Below are 19,754 nucleotides of genomic sequence, written 5' to 3'. Positions count from 1 at the left end.
TCATCACCGAAGCCAGAAGGTTTTTCAATGACAGTCCATTCAAATAAAATATTATTAACTTCTACGATCCTATTTAAATTATCAATTAATAGAACTTACTTCAAAAAAAAAGATTAATTAACAGAGACGCTCAGGTTGACTCAAAACTAGGCTACTTTTTAGTTTCCACTCGTAATAACAACTCGTAATCAAATAGGAACTATATATGGGAAATTTCCCAATGCTCAGAAATAGGTTCACTCTCATGAGCCTATTTTGTATAACTCCACTGGCTATGGCTATCGACGTAAAAGATGTCATTGTTACCCCCTCCTCACAATGCTTACCTGACCAACGCTATGTCACTCAATATGAAGCTGACGGTATAAAAGATGAGGTTTGCTTTGATAATTCTGCATGGTCTATCTTCAAATTAGATAAGAATTACAAGCTCTCTGGTAGTGGCTATGGTTGTGACTCTAAGATTATCAACGATGGAGAGGACATAGGAGAATCCTTATGTACTTCCATGGAACTCGGCGATGTTTCCTCGACGTATTACGAGGCAAACAGCAATGTGTTTTTTTTTACGCCCTATCCAAATCCACTGGAACGAAGTATCGGAGATGTTGTTTATTCAGAGGCAAGTAATAACTCTCTCTCTATATGGACATATTCACAAACCCCTTCAAGAGTAACAGTGTCCACCAAAGACGAGAATCAACTTGCCCATTTCGTACACTTAAAAGCGAATTCAGTGAAACAGAATAAGTATTATCGATTAAATGAAGGCCTAGGTGCCTTTCCTAATCGTCCAGCCGCATTTCGATTCATTATAAATCAAGAAGATAATACCCACTTATCTAATGGTCACTACACAGGCGGAAGTATCCCCGTTGAAGTGGCACGCTGGCATGGTCCAGGTGCCGGTAATACTTTTGCACATGCCAATCAAAATATAGGCAGTGTATCCATTACTAACAATCAATCCCCTGAACAACACACTTTTGACTACGATAAAAATTTGTTGCCCGCTGAGACTGAAGCAATTTTCGCGCTCAGACTGAAAGATGTGAAAAGCAGCGAAAGGTTTGTTCTAAACCTATCAGGTCACTACATATTGGAATTCAACCAAGATAAAATTTACATATTAGATACCTACACTAATGATAACTCTTTGTATGAATATCAGACTGACTCACCGAACATTACGATAGGACTAGGGGTATCACAAGGTTTAGAGAACAACTACAAAAATATTGTCATAAAAGAAGATTCAAATGGCGAGCTTTACGACTATGAAGCCTTCCATAGCGATAATATCACCACCGATAACGCCATGCTGAGTGAAACCATCCAGAGCCCTTTCTATGAACTTGCAGGTAAAGAGGGAATTGAAGGTAACGTAACCATTAGTAAAGCAATGGCCTTTTACCATGAGTTACCCGCTCATGAACGTCATGCTCGATGCGTCAGACCGAACATGACATTAATTGAAGAGTTAAAAGCGATTTTTTCTTCTGGTAGCAGCATCTGTAACCCTAAACCCGCCTCTGATATCTACAGTGCAAACAATAAATCCTCGGAAGATATGCGCCTAGAACAAGAGTTGATAGAAGTTGCCGTCGACAAGCAAAAGTATGATGATATCGTTGGATACCATTTACTGGAAGGATTTGATTTAAAAGACCAAAATACGGTAGCGTTTGTCGTTTCATCTCGTTATTGCAATGTCCCCGTCATGGTTCGAGTAGAGAACAGACGTCATGAACGCTCTCCAGATTCAAATACTTGCTTAGTTTGGTCTTCAAGGATGATTGACTTGTACATGTTCCTTGGGTTGAGCTTTATGGATATCAATACAATTGTCCAACATGTGATAGATAGTAGTTCTATCCCTGATTCTTTCTTCCCTGAAGAGCAATACCCAGATGGTACAGAAGAAGACCGATCAGAGTTAGTTCAAATAATTCACGAAAATTCAGAAGATGCAGCCAATGTACTGCAGGAGGCTGCTGGAATGGTTGGTATGGCAGCAATGGCTTCGCCTGATTTTCTGACCAATGTGAATGGAGAAACGGCAACAAGCTCAGTAGAAGTACAACATGCTGTTTCTGACGCTGCGTTAGGTGAATATATCCTCATGGAACAAAATTTTTCCCCGTTACCTAATGTAGTGAAAATTCTAAATGACAATGAAAGCCCCGAGATTCAAGAAGGAGAAAGCTATACAACAAAAATAATCATAATAACGGAGGAGAACATTAATAGCGAAGAAGTTATAACGGCTGCAACCGAATATCAAAAATCGCTTACTGAATGGATTGATAAAATAAACCAGATGATGGTTAATGCAAGTGAAGAAGATAAAGTACAGTTAGAACTTGGTCTACATATTGCCACTAATTCGCTATATCATGTTAATGCTATATTGTCGGGAAATGATGATGACGATGCTGTTTTTAATACTACACTAAACGGCGTTTTTCATAATGGTGTCTTAATTGGTATCGCCGTCGGTTTAATTGAGAAAGAGGAAGAGAAAGACAGTGATGGCAATTCAGTCTACTCGTATTTAGCCGCGAGCGGACTTGTTAACCCAAACTCTTTATTAAATGTTTCTGGAGCGTATAGAGGTGCCGTTTCTTATTTGAGAAGTGAGGTACTTAAAAAGCTCTTCGAAGAAAATAAAATAACCAAAGCAAAAGCTGACTGCATATCTAAGCACAGCGCTAAAACTGTTTATAGGCTAGGATTCAGACACGATGAGCTTTAAAAGCCGTTAAGGCCCAATCTGACGGTTACCCATTTAAACTCGGTACCCGTCAGATTTATTTCCCCCTTAAAACCTATCTGCCCTAAACGGGCTTACGCCAAGAAATAAAAACGTAGAGGTAAGTGTTTATTGGGCATCATGAATGAAATCAAATTGTGACATTAAATACTCGTACTATTAGCCATTGCTAAACTCGGTAGGGTAAGAATTAAAGAGAGTGTCGATGACATTTACTTAATAAACTTTCCATCTGTTCCAGTTTAAAAGGTTTGGATAACACATCATCAAAACCTAATTTGAAGTACCGACGAACATCGTCTTCAAATGTATTCGCTGTTAACGCCACGATCATCGTCTCATCCGCTAAGGATTCTTCTTTAATTCTCTTAATCGTCTCAACGCCATCGAGGATGGGCATTTGAATATCGAGCAAAATCACATCAAAGGTTTTTTCCAGTAGACGATCAATACACTCTTGACCATTCGACACCGTTTCATGCTGAGTGCTTAATATATCGAGTGTCTTCTGTGCGACGATCTGGTTAACGGTGACATCTTCTACGATCAAAACGGACACTTCCGAAAATGAAGCAAAATCTTTGGTCGCTTCTTTATCTATTCGTTTTTGGTCTGTATTGGCGAGTAACGCATTCACCAGTTTGTTTGAGGTAAAGGGTTTACTAATGAATTCGTTATCAAGATTGGATGGTACAAAACTGTCCACGCCAGAAGCATAATTTGATTTGGATGCAACGATGGTAACGCGCTTACCAGCTCTAGTCAGTTCATCCACGACCGCCGATATTTCCATTGGATTACTGTTGTGATAGAGCACGTGATCACTCTCTTTATCAAGTAACCCCATGCCCTGGATGTTCGCTTCAATTAACTGATGCACTTTCGTATTGTCAGCGACGACCGAAACTTTGTTATTGGCAACAAATTCTTGATCAATAATCGCCTCTTCACCCACCACATCGATGGGAATCCTGACCGAAAATGCTGACCCTTGGTTTTGGGTACTTTCAACGTTGATTTCACCACTTAATAGATCGGTGAGTCGCTTGCTGATCGAGAGGCCTAACCCAGTGCCACCAAATTTTCGACTTATGGAGTCATCCGCCTGAGCAAACTCGGCAAACACATGCGTCAACTGCTCACTTGTCATTCCGATACCCGTGTCAGTGACGGACATGATCAAGTTGGATTTCTTCCCTTTGATTTTCTGAATTTGGCAATCCACGACAATGAAACCGCTCTCAGTAAACTTCCATGCGTTCCCACACAAGTTCGTTAATATTTGAATGATTTTCGTTGGATCTGAATGTAACTCATAGTCAATATGCGAAGGGCTCAGCAACAACACTTCGACATCGGGCTTACTCTCATTATTTATAAATATCGAACGAACCTGATCCACAATGTCATTCAGTTTAAAATCTGCATTTTCAATATTAATCTTGCCCGCATCAATTTTGCTGAGATCCAATATGTTATTAATCACGCTCAACAAATGGTTCCCAGACAAATGGATGAGCTGTAAATTTTTCTTTGTCTCTGGGTCGCTTTTTTCATAATGCACACCTTCACTCAACCCGATTATGGCATTGAGTGGGGTTCGAATTTCATGTGACATATTGGCTAGGAACGTGGACTTAGCATGAGCACTATGCTCAGCCTTTTTTCGCGCCTTTTCAGTTCTAATGCTCTGTTTATGCAGTTTGCTTGTGAGTTGAATTTGGTTTAGATAAAGCATTGAAATAGAAGATATAATAAGCAGAGAAATGACAAGAATAATCGTGTAATAAATATAAAGCCTCTTGTAGTGGGATTCTCTCAAATCCGTAAATTCATGTTGATTCCGCTCTACTTTTGACACCATCCCAGATAGATAATCGTTAACAGTGGCATAGGTTCCATTAATGTCTTTGAGGATCTGTTGCGCATTGTCAAACGAGCCCTTATTGCTGTCGATGGCTTTTATCTTTTCAGCAATGATAGTGACACGCTCACCAATATATTCAAGCCGGCTTGCGTCTCCAAACCTCTTATGAATATTAATGGTACTTTCACTTGAAAAGTCTTGGTTAATGCTCGAACGCATAACCCGAACTCTTATCTTTAGTTTCTTTAAGTTTCGCTCTGTCGGTGCATTGAGATACTCTAGCAAATCGATTTTTATAGAAAGGATTTTGGACTTAGAGCTAAGGTTATTATTGATGATCGCGACGTAAGGTTCAGCCTGAATATTCTCTATTTTGTTAGAGGAATAAATTACAATCCCGATAGAAACAATCAAGCATACACACAGGAAACCTATCGTTCCGATGAATGCACTTTTAGACACAACTGGGGATATTCTCATCTGAGATTTACTCCACGACTATTTCCTTAACTTGCCACACGGACAGGTTGTAATAGAAATCGTTTCGTAATTCAGAGTAGCCTGAGAATGGGAACACAATAAAGAATGGGCCTTTATCATCAAGTGTCATTCGAACATCATTCTCATGGGTGGCGAGTAATACGCCATATTCTTCGATTGTCTTAATCGGAATCGTCACAATATAGTCATCCCAAGCAATCACTTTAACTTCATCGCCACGAGAGCCGACATAATCCAAAACCGTTTTCAGTTTTGGCCCCTTATACAGCGTTTCTTCTTGTACGACATGATTGTTCGTCTTTACTTCAGAGACCTCAAGCTGGCTTAGCATCGCCTCATCAAACTCGACACCTGAAGATGAATTCGAGTGCTCTATATTTCCGGAAACCCACAGCATGACCTCTTCTGTGGGTTTTGGTAAAGCGCTCGCATTGACAAAATGGGTGGGTACGAGAATGGTGAATAGACATAACATCAATTTATACATAGACATAGGTACTCGTGATGGGAATTCTTTTAAGTATATGTCAGTAAATTAGGTTCGCCAGTCGATGCCAAATTCAACGTAACATGTTGATGTACTTTCGTAAGTGTAACCGTTTTATATGTTTATACAGGCTGCGCACCTAAAAGAGGCAGATGTTTAATCGTGTGGTAACGAAGAGATAGTTCAATACAGTGTTTTAACGGCGCTTTCGGCAACGGCTGATTCAAATCTAAGACAATGGCTCTGTTACCACTAAACAGCAAGTCATCGGTGTATAGCTCTCGGAAAGTATCGACCAGCTTGGTCTTACAGTTAAAATACAAACAGTATTGATTGGGCTTATTCATCTTCCAATCAATCCGAATCGTGCTGCCCTTGTCGACAACAAAGCTCGGTTCTCCCCATTTAAGAGTCTCTTCAAACGTCTTGCAGCCGACGTCTTTCATAACCTCTAAAACAAGTTCTCTTAATTCAAGCATTTTCGGCTTAACGTCATCAGGGTATGAATCAAATTTTTCTTTGAGAGTGTTGTTCACAGATTCAATCCTCGCTTAAAGATTCAAATTCTTGTTTTTTACTTTCAAACCACTTTTGCATCGCAATGGGATCGCTCATTAACGCCTGTATTTTAGCCATCGCTTCTAGATGCTCTTCATCATGCACTTGGTACATTTCCATGCCGTGTTGTTTGCTGATTTCAACCATTTTTTCAAAGGTTTCCGCATGAAACGCCAAATCGCAGGCCCCGCCAAGTTGCTTACATGTCATCGTTTTCATATTTTCCTCCGTTGAAAGATAGAATTTATTTGAAATGACTCACAAGCGCTGTCCCGATTTCCAATTTTAGTCTTTAATTGTTCAGGCCAAGCATTCCAATCAAGAGTGATACGATACCGAAATGCCGCGACCAATAATGCCTTACATTTGATAAAGACGGCTGATATTGGTTAGCCTGTCGGCCATTTTCCACAGCTCTGATTCAATGCGAATCGCATAGGGTGTCCATTTAATAAAGCATGGAAGTGGAAGGTTGGAAATAAAACAACGAGTAGAAAGTGAGCTAGCTGGGCAAAATATAGAAAAAAACGCCGATTGATTTGCATCATCGGCGTTTCTAATTATGTGTCGAATTTACGAGGTAGAGCGTTTACTTTTTGGTACCGGCCGCTCGATTTCTTACCATATTGCGTAATCGAGCGCGTTTCTCTGCAGAGCCTTGATCCGTATCTGACGGATTGTTCGTGCGAGTTTTTCGATTCTTGAAAGCCGGCTTACTGTGCATTTTCTGAAGCAGCGCCTCGCGATTTTTAGGTTCATAACCCGCTTGCTCTACACGTCGAATCGTATGACCAATCAATGACTCAACTTGTTGTAGCGTTAACTCTTCTTCACGGCTTACAAAAGAAATCGCGTGCCCTTTTTGACCCGCACGACCTGTTCGACCAATACGGTGAACATAGTCTTCCGCCAGAAATGGCATATCAAAGTTAACCACATGTGGAAGATCTTTGATATCTAACCCGCGAGCAGCCACATCAGTAGCTATCATCACACGCGCTTTGCCTTCTTTGAACTCATCAAGCGCTCTACGACGGGCACTTTGCGCTTTGTCACCATGGCATAACACCGCTTTGATGCCATCTAGCTTAAGCTCTTTCAATAACATATTGGCAGTTTCTTTGTAGTTCACAAAGACCAATACCTGTTTCCAGTTCTTGCGCCCTATCAGCTCCGATAGCATTTCATGCTTTCTTTCTTGATCGACCGGGTAAACAACGTGAGCAATAGTATCTGCCGTGACGTTTTCTCTTGCGACCGATACTCTTTTCGGCTGATTCAATATTTCGCCCGCAAGTTTATTCATTTGCGGAGAAAAAGTCGCAGAGAACAACATGGTTTGTGGCTTAGTAGATACACCAGCCATAATCGTTTCAATCGATGAGATAAAGCCCATGTCTAACATTCGGTCGGCTTCATCGAAGACCAAAAACTCTAGGTTTTGCAGGGAAACATTCTTCTCATCTAAATGCTCAATTAGGCGACCAGGTGTTGCCACTAGAATATCAACACCGTGCTTTAGCTTTTGAACCTGAGAAGACATTTTTACGCCACCGTAAATCGCGGCAACACTCAATGAAGTGTATTTGATGTAATCTTCAATGCTTTGCGCGATCTGCGCAGCCAGTTCGCGAGTTGGCGCGAGGACCAGTGCACGTGTTTGAAAATTGTTCTTTGCTTTGGTCTTGTCTAAAAGCTGCTGAATAATTGGCAGAGAGAAAGCAGCGGTTTTGCCCGTTCCTGTTTGGGCGTTCGCCAAGATATCGTGCCCTTTACGTGCAAATGGGATCGCTTTTTGCTGCACAGGGGTAAGTTTTTCGTAGCCACACTCGGACAGTGCTTTCACAATTTCTGGCGCAAAATTCTGAGATGAAAATGACATTGTTGTGTTCCTAAATTAGACGGCTACGACCACGTACAGCATAACCAAAAATACGGTCGCAGATTATAGAGCAAACCGTATCGGAACGGGACATTTTTTACCGATTCGTCATGATAAGCTCGAAATTACGGCATTTATAGAGTAGCGGAGGCATTGGCAGTCAACAAATGTCAGTAATATGCCATTCCACAACGATCATTCGCGGACAAATTCATTCTTTAGAGATTTCAATTTACAAGCCACCAACGTCTACTTACTCACTAAGTAGACGTTGGTGCTGCCTGTTAAGCAATAGACGAACGTTACTTAATGCTGTCTTCTATTGCCGCTAAATCGTCTTCGTAGTAGCTTTTACCCGCACACTCTGAATCAAACTTATCGACTTTGGCATTAAAGATATCAACACGCTCATTGTACGGCCCCTCTAACTCTTGGTATTTCGCTAAAGCGGCATTATAACTATCGATCAAGGCGTTATATTCATCAATTTTATTGTTGTACACATCCGCTTCTGCGTCCGTTTCATACTCAGTATTCTCGTTTTCTGTAAAGTACACATCTAAAGCATCGATTCTCGCTTCATCTGATTCCATACGAATTTCAGCATCAAACATTGGTTTGCCAAAAGACGCCAACTTTGTTTCAGATTTATCGATGTCATTACCTTCGATCATGCACGTGCGCAAAGCTTCTACCGTTAACGTGTCTTCGTCATACGTTTTAATGCCCCCCGCTAAAGCGGCAAGTCCTCTGCCAGCGGATGAAAGAGAACTTTTCCCTTTTTTCGCATAGGCTTCAGTGGCAGGTACACTCGCAATGAGTAGAGTAAGGCAGGTTAGCAAGAAGTATTTCATTGGTTCTGATCCGTTTAATTCCATTCAAACATTGGCGTAACTTTAGTTCTTTAGCGAATTCAATGCACGTGGCCAATGTGTCGTGGTTCACATTAATGGACCTTCAGCATGATATTCGTCTCATTCGTTACGATCGCCGAATCATCTCGAACAACAGTAAACAGACGCCTGGCCTATAAAGATAGATCGCCGCCTTTATTTCCAGTATTATCGAAATATATATTTTGGAGAGAACATCAATGGCACTTAAAAATCTGAAATCAAACAGTGATGAAATGGCGCAGTTAAGCATCGACACAGTTGCCAAAGCGCTAAAAGAACTCGGTCACCCTACACGGTTATTGATCTTCCGCTGCGTTGTTCGTGCCGGCTATCAAGGAATTGCGGTAGGCGGGCTACAACAAAAACTGGGGGTTCCGGGGTCGACGCTTTCTCACCATATATCAAGCCTAGCCTCTGCAGGCCTACTAAGCCAAAGGCGCGAAGGTCGAACTCTCTATTGCGTGGCAGAGTATCAAAAGCTTCAATCGGTGATCGGTTTTCTGGAAGATGAATGCTGCCTTGATGAAGAATCTGCCGAATAGTTCCTTCTCGTTAAATCAACGTTCCATCTCTTTAAATCAAGTACTCAGGAGGGTGAAGGCTAAAGCGATAGGTCAGCGAAATAGCTTATGTTAAGGTGACGGCCAGATTTGATTGCCACTTGATGACCAAAGCCATGCCATTCTCAAAATTGAACTTGTCTCCCGCCCTCACCGATAAACTGTCTCCCGCGTTTGAGACACCAACTGCCATTCAACAACAGGCTATCCCTGTACTGTTAGAAGGTCATGACTTACTCGCGATTGCGCAGACAGGCAGTGGGAAAACGTTGGCCTACGGTCTTCCTCTGATTGAAAAATCGCTCAACAGCGGCACTCATTCTATTGCCTCTATTGTGATTGTTCCGACGCGAGAATTGGCAAAACAGGTTCATGCAGATCTGATCGCCTTATCGAACGATCTCCATATTCACAGTGTTCTGCTTACCGGTGGTGTAGACAAAGAGACGCAGTTAACTCAGTTATCTTCAGAACCGAGTATTGTGATTGCGACGCCAGGTCGGCTGCTTGACCTTATTCAATCCGGTGATCTCACCACGGATAGTGTTAATCAGGTTGTGCTGGATGAGGCTGACCGATTGCTTGATATGGGCTTCTGGCCTGATATCGACTCCATTCTTGCCAAGCTACCAAAAACGAAACAAACAGCCATGTTCTCAGCAACCCTTGCACCTCAGCTTAGTGAGCATGTAAACGCTCAACTTAAACAACCAATACAGGTGCAAGTAAACCCGGCCAATCAGGTTGTCGATAATGTCGAAGAACAGCTCTTTCTGGTAAACAAAGGCAGTAAGACCAAAGCACTGATCCACAAATTGAAAACCAATAACTGGCCTCAGGTTTTGGTGTTTATAGGCGCTAAAGACAATGCGGACAGTTTGCGTAAGAAGCTGTCGAAAGCTGGAATTAGCTGCGCGGCATTGCACGGCGATAAATCCCAGCAAGACCGTGAACAGGCGTTGCATGACTTCAAACAGCAATCAATTCAAGTGCTCATTGCCACTGATATCCTCGCTCGTGGTATCCATATTGATCGCCTACCCGTGGTGATCAATTTTGAACTGCCGACGGACCCAACCGTCTACGTCCACCGCGTTGGGCGCACCGCTCGTTCAGGGCAACAGGGCATGGCTATCTCATTAATTTGTCATGCGGAGCAAAGCTCTCTAGAGGCTATTCGTCACGTAACAAACAGGCCTTTACTGATCCAGACTCTCGTTGAATTTCCAGTGACGGATAAACCATCAAATGGAGAAAGCAAAAGAGCACCACGAGACAAAAAAGCCAATCGCAGAACCAACACCAAAAACAGTGTGAAGCAGTTTAAGAAAAAACCGAAGAAGCGCAGCTAACCAGTTGTTCTCAAATTCTTAATCCCGCTATCAATTAAGTGTTTGTTCAACATTGGATGGGTAGAGTCTCGCCTTGCTCTATCCCCATTCAAACGGTTTTTACCTGATTCTTGAATAAGGTATATCTTCTAAACCTTCCCCGTAAAAAATGAAGAGAATGAAATGGAGTAGAAGACGGCATTTTGGCTCGTTCAGATCTTTCTTTGCTCAGCCCTAAACGCTAAACTAGCCCCAATATGAATAAATTGGAAAAACCATGGCAAAGTTATCTCTACAAGAGCAAATGCTGAAAGCAGGCTTGGTAAACGAAAAGAAATTAAAAAAAGCGAAGAAAGGCGCGAAGAAGTCTCGCGTTCAGGCTCGAGAGGCAAAAGCGGCCGTTGAAGCCAATAAAATTGCTCAGCAAGAACGCGATAAAGAGCTAAACCAGCAACGCAAAGAAGAGCAGCTAAGCAAAGAACTGAAAGCGCAAGTAAAGCAACTGATTCAAATGAATAAGCTCGATCTTACTGGCGACATCAAATACAACTTTACTGATGGCACGACAGTAAAGTCACTTTACGTTGAAACATTGATTCGTGAGCAAATCATCAAAGGCCTATTAGCCATCGCTCGTTTCGAAGATGGTTACGCTGTTATTCCAGCGCGAGTGGCGGACAAAATCGCCATGCGTGATGCGGAAACCATTATTGAGAACAACACTTCAGACGACACGGTTGCAGAAGAAGATGACCCGTACGCAGAGTTCGTTGTTCCTGATGATCTGATGTGGTAAATCTTACCTAACTCAAAACTGATTCGTAAAAAACCGCTCAAAAAGGAGCGGTTTTTTATTAGTCGCCACAGAACCAATAGGCCAATCCGAAAATTTTAAATCTGAAAGCCTGAACCCTTAAACTCAAACAGCTTAATGAGCATCACATCTACCCTTCACTGCAAAGTTCAATGCTAGAACAACTCGACATCCCCACCATTGTTTTGAGACGGCGTCTCTTCCGTCGGTATCGTGAGCATTTCAGTATTCTCTATTTTGTATACTAGGTCTTGGAGCTCTTGCTGCATATTGGTCAGGTCATCTCTCGCAAATTCCATTCGCTTTAACCCTTTTTCAAACAGTGCAGAAAGGGCTTCTTCTTGCTCATACGAAAGACCAAGGAAATGATAGCTATCATTTAACTCCTGGTTGGACTCACTTAGATTTTCTGCTGATATATCATCAAATTGGTCGATGCGTTGCGATACATGTTGCGCTGTGCTGGCAATATCTTTAACAATATCCAGCAACATATTCTGTCGCCGTATATCCTGATATTTGGCTTCGAGCCCCTCTACAACAAACGCATAAATGTCTCTAATTTGCCCAACCAAACGCTCATCTTCTGGCAAATTCTTAATTAAAATTGCGGTATTCTTATCGTTGAAAATAAGCCTATTCCCAAACTGAAAGACTCGTCCTTTGGTATGCAATAAATCAAAAATGTTCCGTTCAATTGGGTTTACTATCCCTGTTTTACTATCAAAATAATGATCCTCTTCATCTCTCACCACCATGGAGGCGTGCAAGTTTAAGGCGTTCAATGACTGAAATACCGTGAAGCTTAGCTGCTCTATATGCTGACAATAAGATAGGTTTCGGAAGAACTGAACCACCAAGCCATGTTGGCTGGCCTCTTTCATAAACTCTGTTGACGCCGACCTCGCCTCTTCACACTCAACGAGAAGTTTCCTTTTTTCAACAAGATAACTGTCGATAACACCTAGCTTTGCGGTTAACTCTTCATACGCAAATGGTCGAACAATCACTTCTGACGCCCCCACTTCATACGCTTTCAATCGCTCTTCAAGCGAGGCATTTTCAGTGATAAACACAACGGCGAGATCTCGATAAGACTCCAAAGATTTGATGCCGACATAGAATTCAACCGTCGATTGATTGTTTAGGTGTGTATCGAGCAATACAATATGAGGGCGATGTGTTTCGATGAGGTCTTGCGCGCATTTCAGATCTGAAGCGACTCGAACTTCATAATGATGACTTAACTGATTGACCATCTGTTCGCAAAATTCTACATCAGATTCCACAATCACTATTTTATGAGAATCAACCATGATTTCCCCTTTACCGACTGACGAATAAGCATCTCTTTTTTTGTCTATATGAGATTTGGTTCATTAATCAGTGTAGCAGCTGTTGCATAAGATCCATCAATAATGCGATCTTCATTCAAACAGTGGGGCAGGCAATTATTTAGAGAACGGAATTGGAGAATGAGATGAAAGCCGCTCAGTCAAGCTATGAAGCCAGGGTATAGATTAGGTGAGAAGCCCAACCTGTGCGGCCGAGCGTCTCTTTTCAGTTCAGCCATCTCAGTTCAGTGATCTCAGCTCACTTGCCTCAATCCACTTATCTCAATTCACTTTTATTGAAGATCAGTGGGAGAATATGACGTCTTTAGTGCTAACACGGTGACGCTCGCTATAAATACCACCCTCAGCAGCAACGCCACAACTGATGATCATGCAAATCTGATCTGTTTTCTTTAAGTTTAATAACTGTTTAACTCGCTTTGAATCAAACCCTTCCAATGGACAGGTATCATAGCCTTTGTCTTTCATCGCATACATAAACGTCATAGATGCGAGGGAGGCACTTTTATGAAGCGTCACTCTGACATCACGTTTACGTACCTCACGCACCATGGGCTTGTTTCTACCGCGCCAAGCACTATACAGTTTCCGCCCTAGTCCCCTCAAACCCAATCTATCGTTGTTATACAAAATAGGAATGAGCTTTTCGTAATAGCTTAAGGCTCTTTTCGCCGTTTCATCATCACGGTCAATAAACGCTTTTCGCAGAACATCAGCGTTGGTTTTAGCACGCTCTTGCCACTTGTCTGGCGTGGCAACCACAACTACCAGTTCATTGGCTGTTTTCGCAGCATTCTGACCCATACAGAACTCAGCGAGTGTCGACCGTTTCTCATCGCTTATCACACGGTGGAACTCCCACATCTGCATGTTGCTGCTGTTTGGGCTCAAAGTAGCAAGTTCTATCGCATGCTGGACATCATCGTGATTGAATTCGGCCTCAGTATCGTATTTACGTACTGAACGTCTAGACTCAACAAGCTGAGGAAAGTGTTTAGAATGGTTCATAGGTTGGCTCTGTTTGAGATTTTACGCATTATGACTGCCTTACTATCTCTAGATCAACCCAGTTTCTAGCAAATTGTCACTGTCGTTAAGGAACAGTAATCAATATTGAGATAGGCCACGGTTCGATCGCCTATTGGTATCACCCTGACTAAAACCACGTTAGGCTTTACTCCCCGCATTTCTTAGGAATCGACGATATGTTTAAAACAACCACTGCCTTTATTACCTGTTTATTTATTGCTCTACTCTCATTACCCAGCGCGTTTGCATCAGAGCGAGCCGAAATTGGTTGGCAAAAGTTTGATCGCGGTGCTCTGCTGATTGATGTTCGAACCAAAGAAGAATTTGAACAAGGGCATCTCGACAATGCTCAGTTAAAACCCGTGCAAGACATTAAAAGCTGGTCTCAATCATTGAATAAAGATGAGCCCATTGTTCTGTATTGCCGAAGTGGAAATCGCTCTGGGATTGCTTACCAATGGCTCAAAGAAAAAGGCTTCACCAACATTCACAATGCTGGTGGTTACTCAGAAATGCTACAAGCTGCACATTAGATAGGTATATCTCTCGACAAAACAGAGACTTGATTTATATCTATTAGGGCAATTTTTGTTATGAATCAAACCTATCAACACAATCACGAGGCTTTATGGACTTTACCGAAGGTGTATTACACATCGAATCTTTTTTTGCAGTGACGCTAGGGATCATAGTCCTATTCATTGGCAGACGATTAACTCAATCCAGCTATTACCTCAGGGAATTTAGCATTCCCGAGCCCGTTTCCGGCGGTATACTCGTCTCGATCACTTTCGCCATCATTCACTATGTGACTCAGGTAGAAGTCAGCTTTGATCTCGCGGCGAGAGACTTCCTGTTGGTGTATTTCTTTACGACTATCGGTATCAATGCGAGCCTTTCTGATCTTTTTAAAGGCGGAAAACCGCTCATCGTGTTACTTGCGATTACCATCGGATACATGGTCATTCAAAATCTTACCGGTATTGGTATCGCAACCTTTCTTGGCCAACCAGAAGCATTTGGTTTGTTAAGTGGGAGCATTTCACTCATTGGTGGTCATGGCACCGCGATTGCTTGGTCGCCTAGAGTAGGCGAACTGTTTGATTTGGATACCGCGATGGAAATTGGTATCGCAAGTGCAACCTTCGGTCTTATTCTTGCGAGCATTATGGGCGGCCCTATCGCAAAATTCCTCATTAAACGCCACAACTTAACAGCGAACCCAAATGAAATGCCGGATGTTGGAACAGACAAAGACAAGCCTCAACCAACGATCAACGCTTACGATTTCTTGGATGCAGTTTTAGCCATTCACCTCTGTATTATATTGGGTGTGGTGCTTAATGAAGCCATCGAATCAATGGGCTTACAGCTGCCATTATTCGTGAGCTGCCTGTTCGCGGGTATTCTCATCTCTAACCTGATTCCTAAATCTTACCCTCGCCTTACAGGAACACGCTGGCCTTCAAGACAACCCGCGGTTGCCCTCATTGCTGATATTGCATTGGGTGCGTTTTTGGCGATGTCTTTAATGAGTATGCAACTTTGGGTGCTGATTGACCTTGCGGGGCCTATATTCGTTATCTTGTTTGCTCAGTTTATTATCGCCATCAGTATTGCCATTTTTGTTATCTTCCCGCTGATGGGGAAAAACTACGACGCGGCCGTTATTTGTGCTGGTTTCGGCGGGATCTCTCTTGGTTCAACACCAACGGCCATGGCTAATATGTCGGCGGTTACTCAAAAATACGGTAATTCGCATCAAGCCTTTATCATCGTGCCGTTAGTGTGTGCCTTCTTCATTGACTTAGCGAACGCTGTCATGATTCCTTACTTTATCAACATCATTTCTTAGATCTTCAAAAACACAGCCCTCAAAAGATCGTTTTCGAGGGCGACTTCTATTAGATAATCAAATTAATAACAATGACTTATACATAGAAACCCCATGCAATAGGTAATCCCTACTACAGTAATAGATCTTAACGTGTTCATCCGCACATTCCTTAGTACTACAATATGACTAGTTGAAAAAAACAAGCATTTAGATCAAGGAAATGATTCTCATTTATTGGAATTATTTCTAAGTTCGTCATTTAAAGGAATAACAACATGAGCAAAAAACTAACTACAGCAGCAGGCTGCCCTGTTGCTCATAACCAAAACACAATGACCGCTGGCCCACGCGGTCCTCAACTTCTTCAAGATGTCTGGTTTTTAGAGAAACTGGCTCATTTTGACCGAGAAGTGATTCCTGAACGACGTATGCATGCAAAAGGCTCTGGCGCATACGGAAAATTCACAGTAACCAAAGATATTTCCAAGTATAGCCGCGCCAAAATCTTCTCTGAAGTAGGCAAAGAAACCGAACTTTTTGCTCGATTCACTACCGTTGCTGGCGAACGTGGCGCTGCCGATGCAGAGCGAGATATTCGTGGTTTTGCACTTAAATTCTACACAGAAGAAGGTAACTGGGACCTTGTTGGCAACAACACTCCGGTATTCTTCTTACGTGACCCACTAAAATTCCCAGACCTTAACCATGCAGTAAAACGTGACCCTCGCACTAACATGCGAAGCGCAACCAACAACTGGGATTTCTGGACATCACTGCCTGAAGCTTTCCATCAAGTTACGATTGTAATGAGTGATCGTGGTATTCCTGCGACATACCGACACATGCATGGTTTTGGTAGCCACACGTTTAGCTTTATCAATGCAGACAACGAACGCTACTGGGTAAAATTCCACTTTAAATCTCAGCAAGGCATTAAAAACCTGACTGACCAAGAGGCACAAGAGATCTGTGGCAAAGACCGTGAAAGCCACCACCGTGATCTTTACGACAGCATTGAAAACAAAGATTTCCCTAAGTGGACGATGTACGTTCAAGTGATGCCAGAACTCGAAGCTGACCAAGTGAACTTTAACCCATTTGATTTAACGCGCGTATGGTCTCAAAAAGATTACCCATTGATTGAAGTGGGCGAATTTGAACTTAACCGTAACCCAGAAAACTTCTTCGCCGAAGTAGAGCAGGCGGCGTTCAACCCTGCCGCTATCGTTCCTGGGATTGGGTTCTCTCCAGACAAGATGCTGCAAGGTCGCTTATTCTCTTATGGTGATGCACAGCGCTATCGTTTAGGAGTGAATCATCATCAGATTCCAGTTAACGCACCACGCTGCCCTGTTCACAGCTATCACCGTGATGGCGCAATGCGTGTTGATGGAAACTTTGGTTCAACCATCGGATATGAGCCGAACCATAAGCAAGAGTGGCAAGAACAACCTGATTACTCAGAGCCGCCTTTGAAAATTTCTGGCGATGCCGACCACTACGATCAAGGGCAAACAGAAAACGATTACTTCACTCAAGCCGGTGATCTATTCCGCTTAATGAATGATGAGCAGCATCAAGCGCTCTTCGACAACACAGCTCGATCGTTAGAAGGTGTGCCTGAGTTTATTCAACAGCGCCACGTTGACCATGCATTCCAAGCAGACAACGCTTATGGCGAAGGTTTAAAAGCTGCACTAGGCTTATAGTCATAATCAAAAATGTAAATCACGAATAATATTGCGAGGCGATCGCCGCCTCGCTCATTCAATAAACGTCAATGGAAGGTGTATTATGAAAAATCTATCATTCTTCAAGCTATTCGACACGTCAGAACTGTTCATATTTTACTGATATAGAGTTTCAAGCGAATCTTCAAAGTGAGGTGCTACTTCATCTAACGAACTGAAATAGCAATGAAAGCATCCATCGAGAAACAATGGCAATGAACTGATATTGTTAGTTAATGTCTATTTGAAAAGCCTCAGAAAGAAAATAAATTCAACGGTATCCAGCATAGTTGAAAAACACACTCGTGTTGATAACAAGACTGAATGCAGTTCATAGAAAAGGCTTGTTATGAACCTGTAAACCAATGAATTCACAAACTAACGAATCCGCAAACTAACGAGGTAATGAACAACGCCGATACTCACCTCAACAAACACCAATGGCTACTTATGTGTTTTAAGGGGTGCATTTTATTCTCAGGCGTTCGATCAGGTTTAAAGCAAATTCTACACTAAACAATCAACCCTCCTCTAAACCCACCATTTACACTCTCCTTCTTGAACTCATCTTCCTTAGCTCATTCCCTTTAACTCGCCCGACACCTGTACCTCATTCAAACACTATCGTCGCTCATGGGTATTAATTGTTTATTGTTACTAACAAAAATCTGAAACATAAGCCCTCTAGCATTTATTAACAGGCGATACGTGTGAGTCAATCTGGCATGGATGACGTGTATCAATACAAAATCCACATGCAAGACTCACTCACGCGTTAAGTCAAATACAGGCATCGAACACCATTGTTGATGCTTAGAGATTGATATCAGCACTTAATGAATGAAACGAGGCGATATGAGAATCACAGTTGTTGGCTCTGGGTACGTGGGTCTATCTAATGCGGTATTGTTGGCTAAAAATAACCGAGTCACTTTACTCGACATAGACGAAGAGAAGGTGGCGAAAATTCAAGATAGCGTGAGCCCGATTTCAGATCCAGAAATAGAGGATCACCTTAAAAATACGTTTCTTTCTCTTTCCGCGACGACCGATAAAAATCGAGCCTATTTGGATGCGCACTATGTCATCATCGCAACACCGACCAATTATGACGTTTCTACCAATGCGTTTGACACCAGCAGCGTAGAGCTGGTGATACAACAGGTCACGGCAATCAATCCTGATGCCGTCATTGTGATTAAATCGACGGTACCCGTCGGGTTCACTAAGCAAATATCTGAAAAGCTCGGCATCAACAATGTGCTCTTCTCTCCCGAATTTTTACGCGAAGGCAAAGCGTTGTTTGACAACCTGCACCCTTCTCGAATTATTGTTGGTGAACGAAGCCAAAGAGCGCACGAATTCGCTGAACTCATGCAAGCGGCCGCGGACAAAAAAGACATTGACGTTGTGCTAACAGATTCTACAGAAGCAGAAGCGGTCAAACTGTTTTCTAATACTTACCTAGCCATGCGAGTGGCATTTTTTAATGAGCTCGACTCATACGCTGAAAGACATGAATTAAACACTAGGCAGATCATTGATGGCGTTTGCTTAGACCCTCGAATAGGTGATCACTACAACAATCCCTCGTTCGGTTACGGCGGATACTGCTTACCTAAAGACACCAAACAAATTTTGGCCAATTACCACGACGTCCCTAATAATCTTATCCAAGCCATTGTCGATGCAAACAGCACACGTAAAGACTTCATAACTGACTCAATAATCAGCAAAAAACCGAGAAAAGTTGGGATTTATCGCCTGATAATGAAGGCGGATTCAGACAATTTTAGAGCCTCATCCATCAAAGGTATTATGAGGCGCTTACATGAAAACAATGTAGAAGTCGTTGTGTATGAACCATTGCTCAATCAGCAAGAGATCTATCGCTGCGCAGTTGAAAAAGACTTAAAGACGTTCAAAGAGAGTGTCGATGTGATTGTCACGAACCGCATGACCCAAGAACTTGGTGATGTGTCATGCAAAGTGTATTCACGGGATATCTTTGGCAACGATGAATAAGCCAGATATCCCCGTCAGCGCAGAAACTGAGACGAAACTGAGACGAAACTCTCTGAGTATCAAGGTTTTTAAGAAGCTAAGCTAAAGACTTTTTAATATGAGCTTCAAT

At 42.4% G+C, this 19,754-nt stretch carries 16 protein-coding genes; 8 read left to right on the top strand and 8 right to left on the bottom strand.

Annotated elements, in window-relative coordinates; all coding sequences use genetic code 11:
* Nucleotides 1-244: 244 nt before the first annotated feature.
* Nucleotides 245-2,755 carry a hypothetical protein gene (locus tag BCU12_RS20165; protein ID WP_133153905.1) on the top strand — a complete coding sequence of 837 codons (2,511 nt, stop codon included), beginning with the start codon at nt 245-247 and terminating at the stop codon, nt 2,753-2,755.
* A gap of 208 nt (nt 2,756-2,963) precedes the next feature.
* On the opposite strand, the gene BCU12_RS20160 is transcribed toward BCU12_RS20165, so the two are convergent.
* From BCU12_RS20160 to BCU12_RS20135, 6 genes are all read right to left on the bottom strand, one after another.
* Entirely contained in the window at nt 2,964-5,120 is a 2,157-nt protein-coding gene (locus BCU12_RS20160; RefSeq protein ID WP_102406084.1) for an ATP-binding protein, read from the bottom strand.
* A 7-nt stretch (nt 5,121-5,127) separates the two neighbouring features.
* Nucleotides 5,128-5,634, bottom strand: coding sequence for a hypothetical protein (locus tag BCU12_RS20155; RefSeq protein WP_347231991.1), 507 nt, complete (start codon nt 5,632-5,634; stop codon nt 5,128-5,130).
* A gap of 116 nt (nt 5,635-5,750) precedes the next feature.
* Nucleotides 5,751-6,164: a DUF1801 domain-containing protein gene (locus BCU12_RS20150; protein ID WP_102406080.1), complete on the bottom strand. Its 414-nt coding sequence runs from the start codon at nt 6,162-6,164 to the stop codon at nt 5,751-5,753.
* Between the two features lie 4 nt (nt 6,165-6,168).
* Nucleotides 6,169-6,405, bottom strand: coding sequence for a DUF1059 domain-containing protein (locus tag BCU12_RS20145; protein ID WP_102406078.1), 237 nt, complete (start codon nt 6,403-6,405; stop codon nt 6,169-6,171).
* 370 nt (nt 6,406-6,775) lie between these two features.
* Nucleotides 6,776-8,068 carry a DEAD/DEAH box helicase gene (locus BCU12_RS20140; protein ID WP_102406076.1) on the bottom strand — a complete coding sequence of 431 codons (1,293 nt, stop codon included), beginning with the start codon at nt 8,066-8,068 and terminating at the stop codon, nt 6,776-6,778.
* A 302-nt stretch (nt 8,069-8,370) separates the two neighbouring features.
* Nucleotides 8,371-8,922 carry a hypothetical protein gene (locus tag BCU12_RS20135; RefSeq protein WP_133153904.1) on the bottom strand — a complete coding sequence of 184 codons (552 nt, stop codon included), beginning with the start codon at nt 8,920-8,922 and terminating at the stop codon, nt 8,371-8,373.
* A gap of 275 nt (nt 8,923-9,197) precedes the next feature.
* On the opposite strand from BCU12_RS20135, the gene BCU12_RS20130 reads away from it, so the two are divergent.
* The 3 genes from BCU12_RS20130 to BCU12_RS20120 all read left to right on the top strand — a co-directional run bounded on the left by BCU12_RS20130 (nt 9,198) and on the right by BCU12_RS20120 (nt 11,651).
* Entirely contained in the window at nt 9,198-9,506 is a 309-nt protein-coding gene (locus tag BCU12_RS20130) for a metalloregulator ArsR/SmtB family transcription factor (RefSeq protein ID WP_102406090.1), read from the top strand.
* Nucleotides 9,507-9,640: 134 nt separating this feature from the next.
* A complete protein-coding gene (locus BCU12_RS20125; RefSeq protein WP_102406088.1) occupies nt 9,641-10,876 on the top strand; it encodes a DEAD/DEAH box helicase in 1,236 nt (411 codons plus the stop codon).
* Between the two features lie 256 nt (nt 10,877-11,132).
* Entirely contained in the window at nt 11,133-11,651 is a 519-nt protein-coding gene (locus BCU12_RS20120) for a DUF2058 domain-containing protein (protein ID WP_102406072.1), read from the top strand.
* 173 nt (nt 11,652-11,824) lie between these two features.
* Here the strand turns inward: BCU12_RS20120 and BCU12_RS20115 are convergent, their stop codons facing one another.
* A complete protein-coding gene (locus BCU12_RS20115) occupies nt 11,825-12,985 on the bottom strand; it encodes a response regulator (RefSeq protein WP_102406070.1) in 1,161 nt (386 codons plus the stop codon).
* Between the two features lie 321 nt (nt 12,986-13,306).
* Nucleotides 13,307-14,032, bottom strand: a complete 726-nt coding sequence (locus BCU12_RS20110) for a nitroreductase family protein (protein WP_102406068.1) — start codon at nt 14,030-14,032, stop codon at nt 13,307-13,309.
* A gap of 197 nt (nt 14,033-14,229) precedes the next feature.
* Here BCU12_RS20110 and BCU12_RS20105 point away from each other — a divergent pair, with 197 nt between their 5' ends.
* From BCU12_RS20105 to BCU12_RS20090, 4 genes are all read left to right on the top strand, one after another.
* Entirely contained in the window at nt 14,230-14,586 is a 357-nt protein-coding gene (locus BCU12_RS20105; protein WP_102406066.1) for a rhodanese-like domain-containing protein, read from the top strand.
* 95 nt (nt 14,587-14,681) lie between these two features.
* Complete coding sequence (gltS, locus tag BCU12_RS20100; protein ID WP_102406064.1) at nt 14,682-15,908, top strand: sodium/glutamate symporter; 1,227 nt, start codon at nt 14,682-14,684, stop codon at nt 15,906-15,908.
* A 257-nt stretch (nt 15,909-16,165) separates the two neighbouring features.
* Nucleotides 16,166-17,599, top strand: a complete 1,434-nt coding sequence (locus BCU12_RS20095; protein ID WP_102406062.1) for a catalase — start codon at nt 16,166-16,168, stop codon at nt 17,597-17,599.
* Nucleotides 17,600-18,475: 876 nt separating this feature from the next.
* On the top strand, nt 18,476-19,645 hold the full coding sequence (locus BCU12_RS20090; RefSeq protein WP_102406060.1) for a nucleotide sugar dehydrogenase: 1,170 nt from the start codon (nt 18,476-18,478) through the stop codon (nt 19,643-19,645).
* Nucleotides 19,646-19,754 lie beyond the last annotated feature (109 nt).

Source organism: Vibrio sp. 10N.261.55.A7 (assembly GCF_002877365.1).
GTDB lineage: Bacteria > Pseudomonadota > Gammaproteobacteria > Enterobacterales > Vibrionaceae > Vibrio.
The sequence above is the reverse complement of the archived record's forward strand: the minus strand, read 5'-3'. Positions and strand labels throughout refer to the sequence as shown.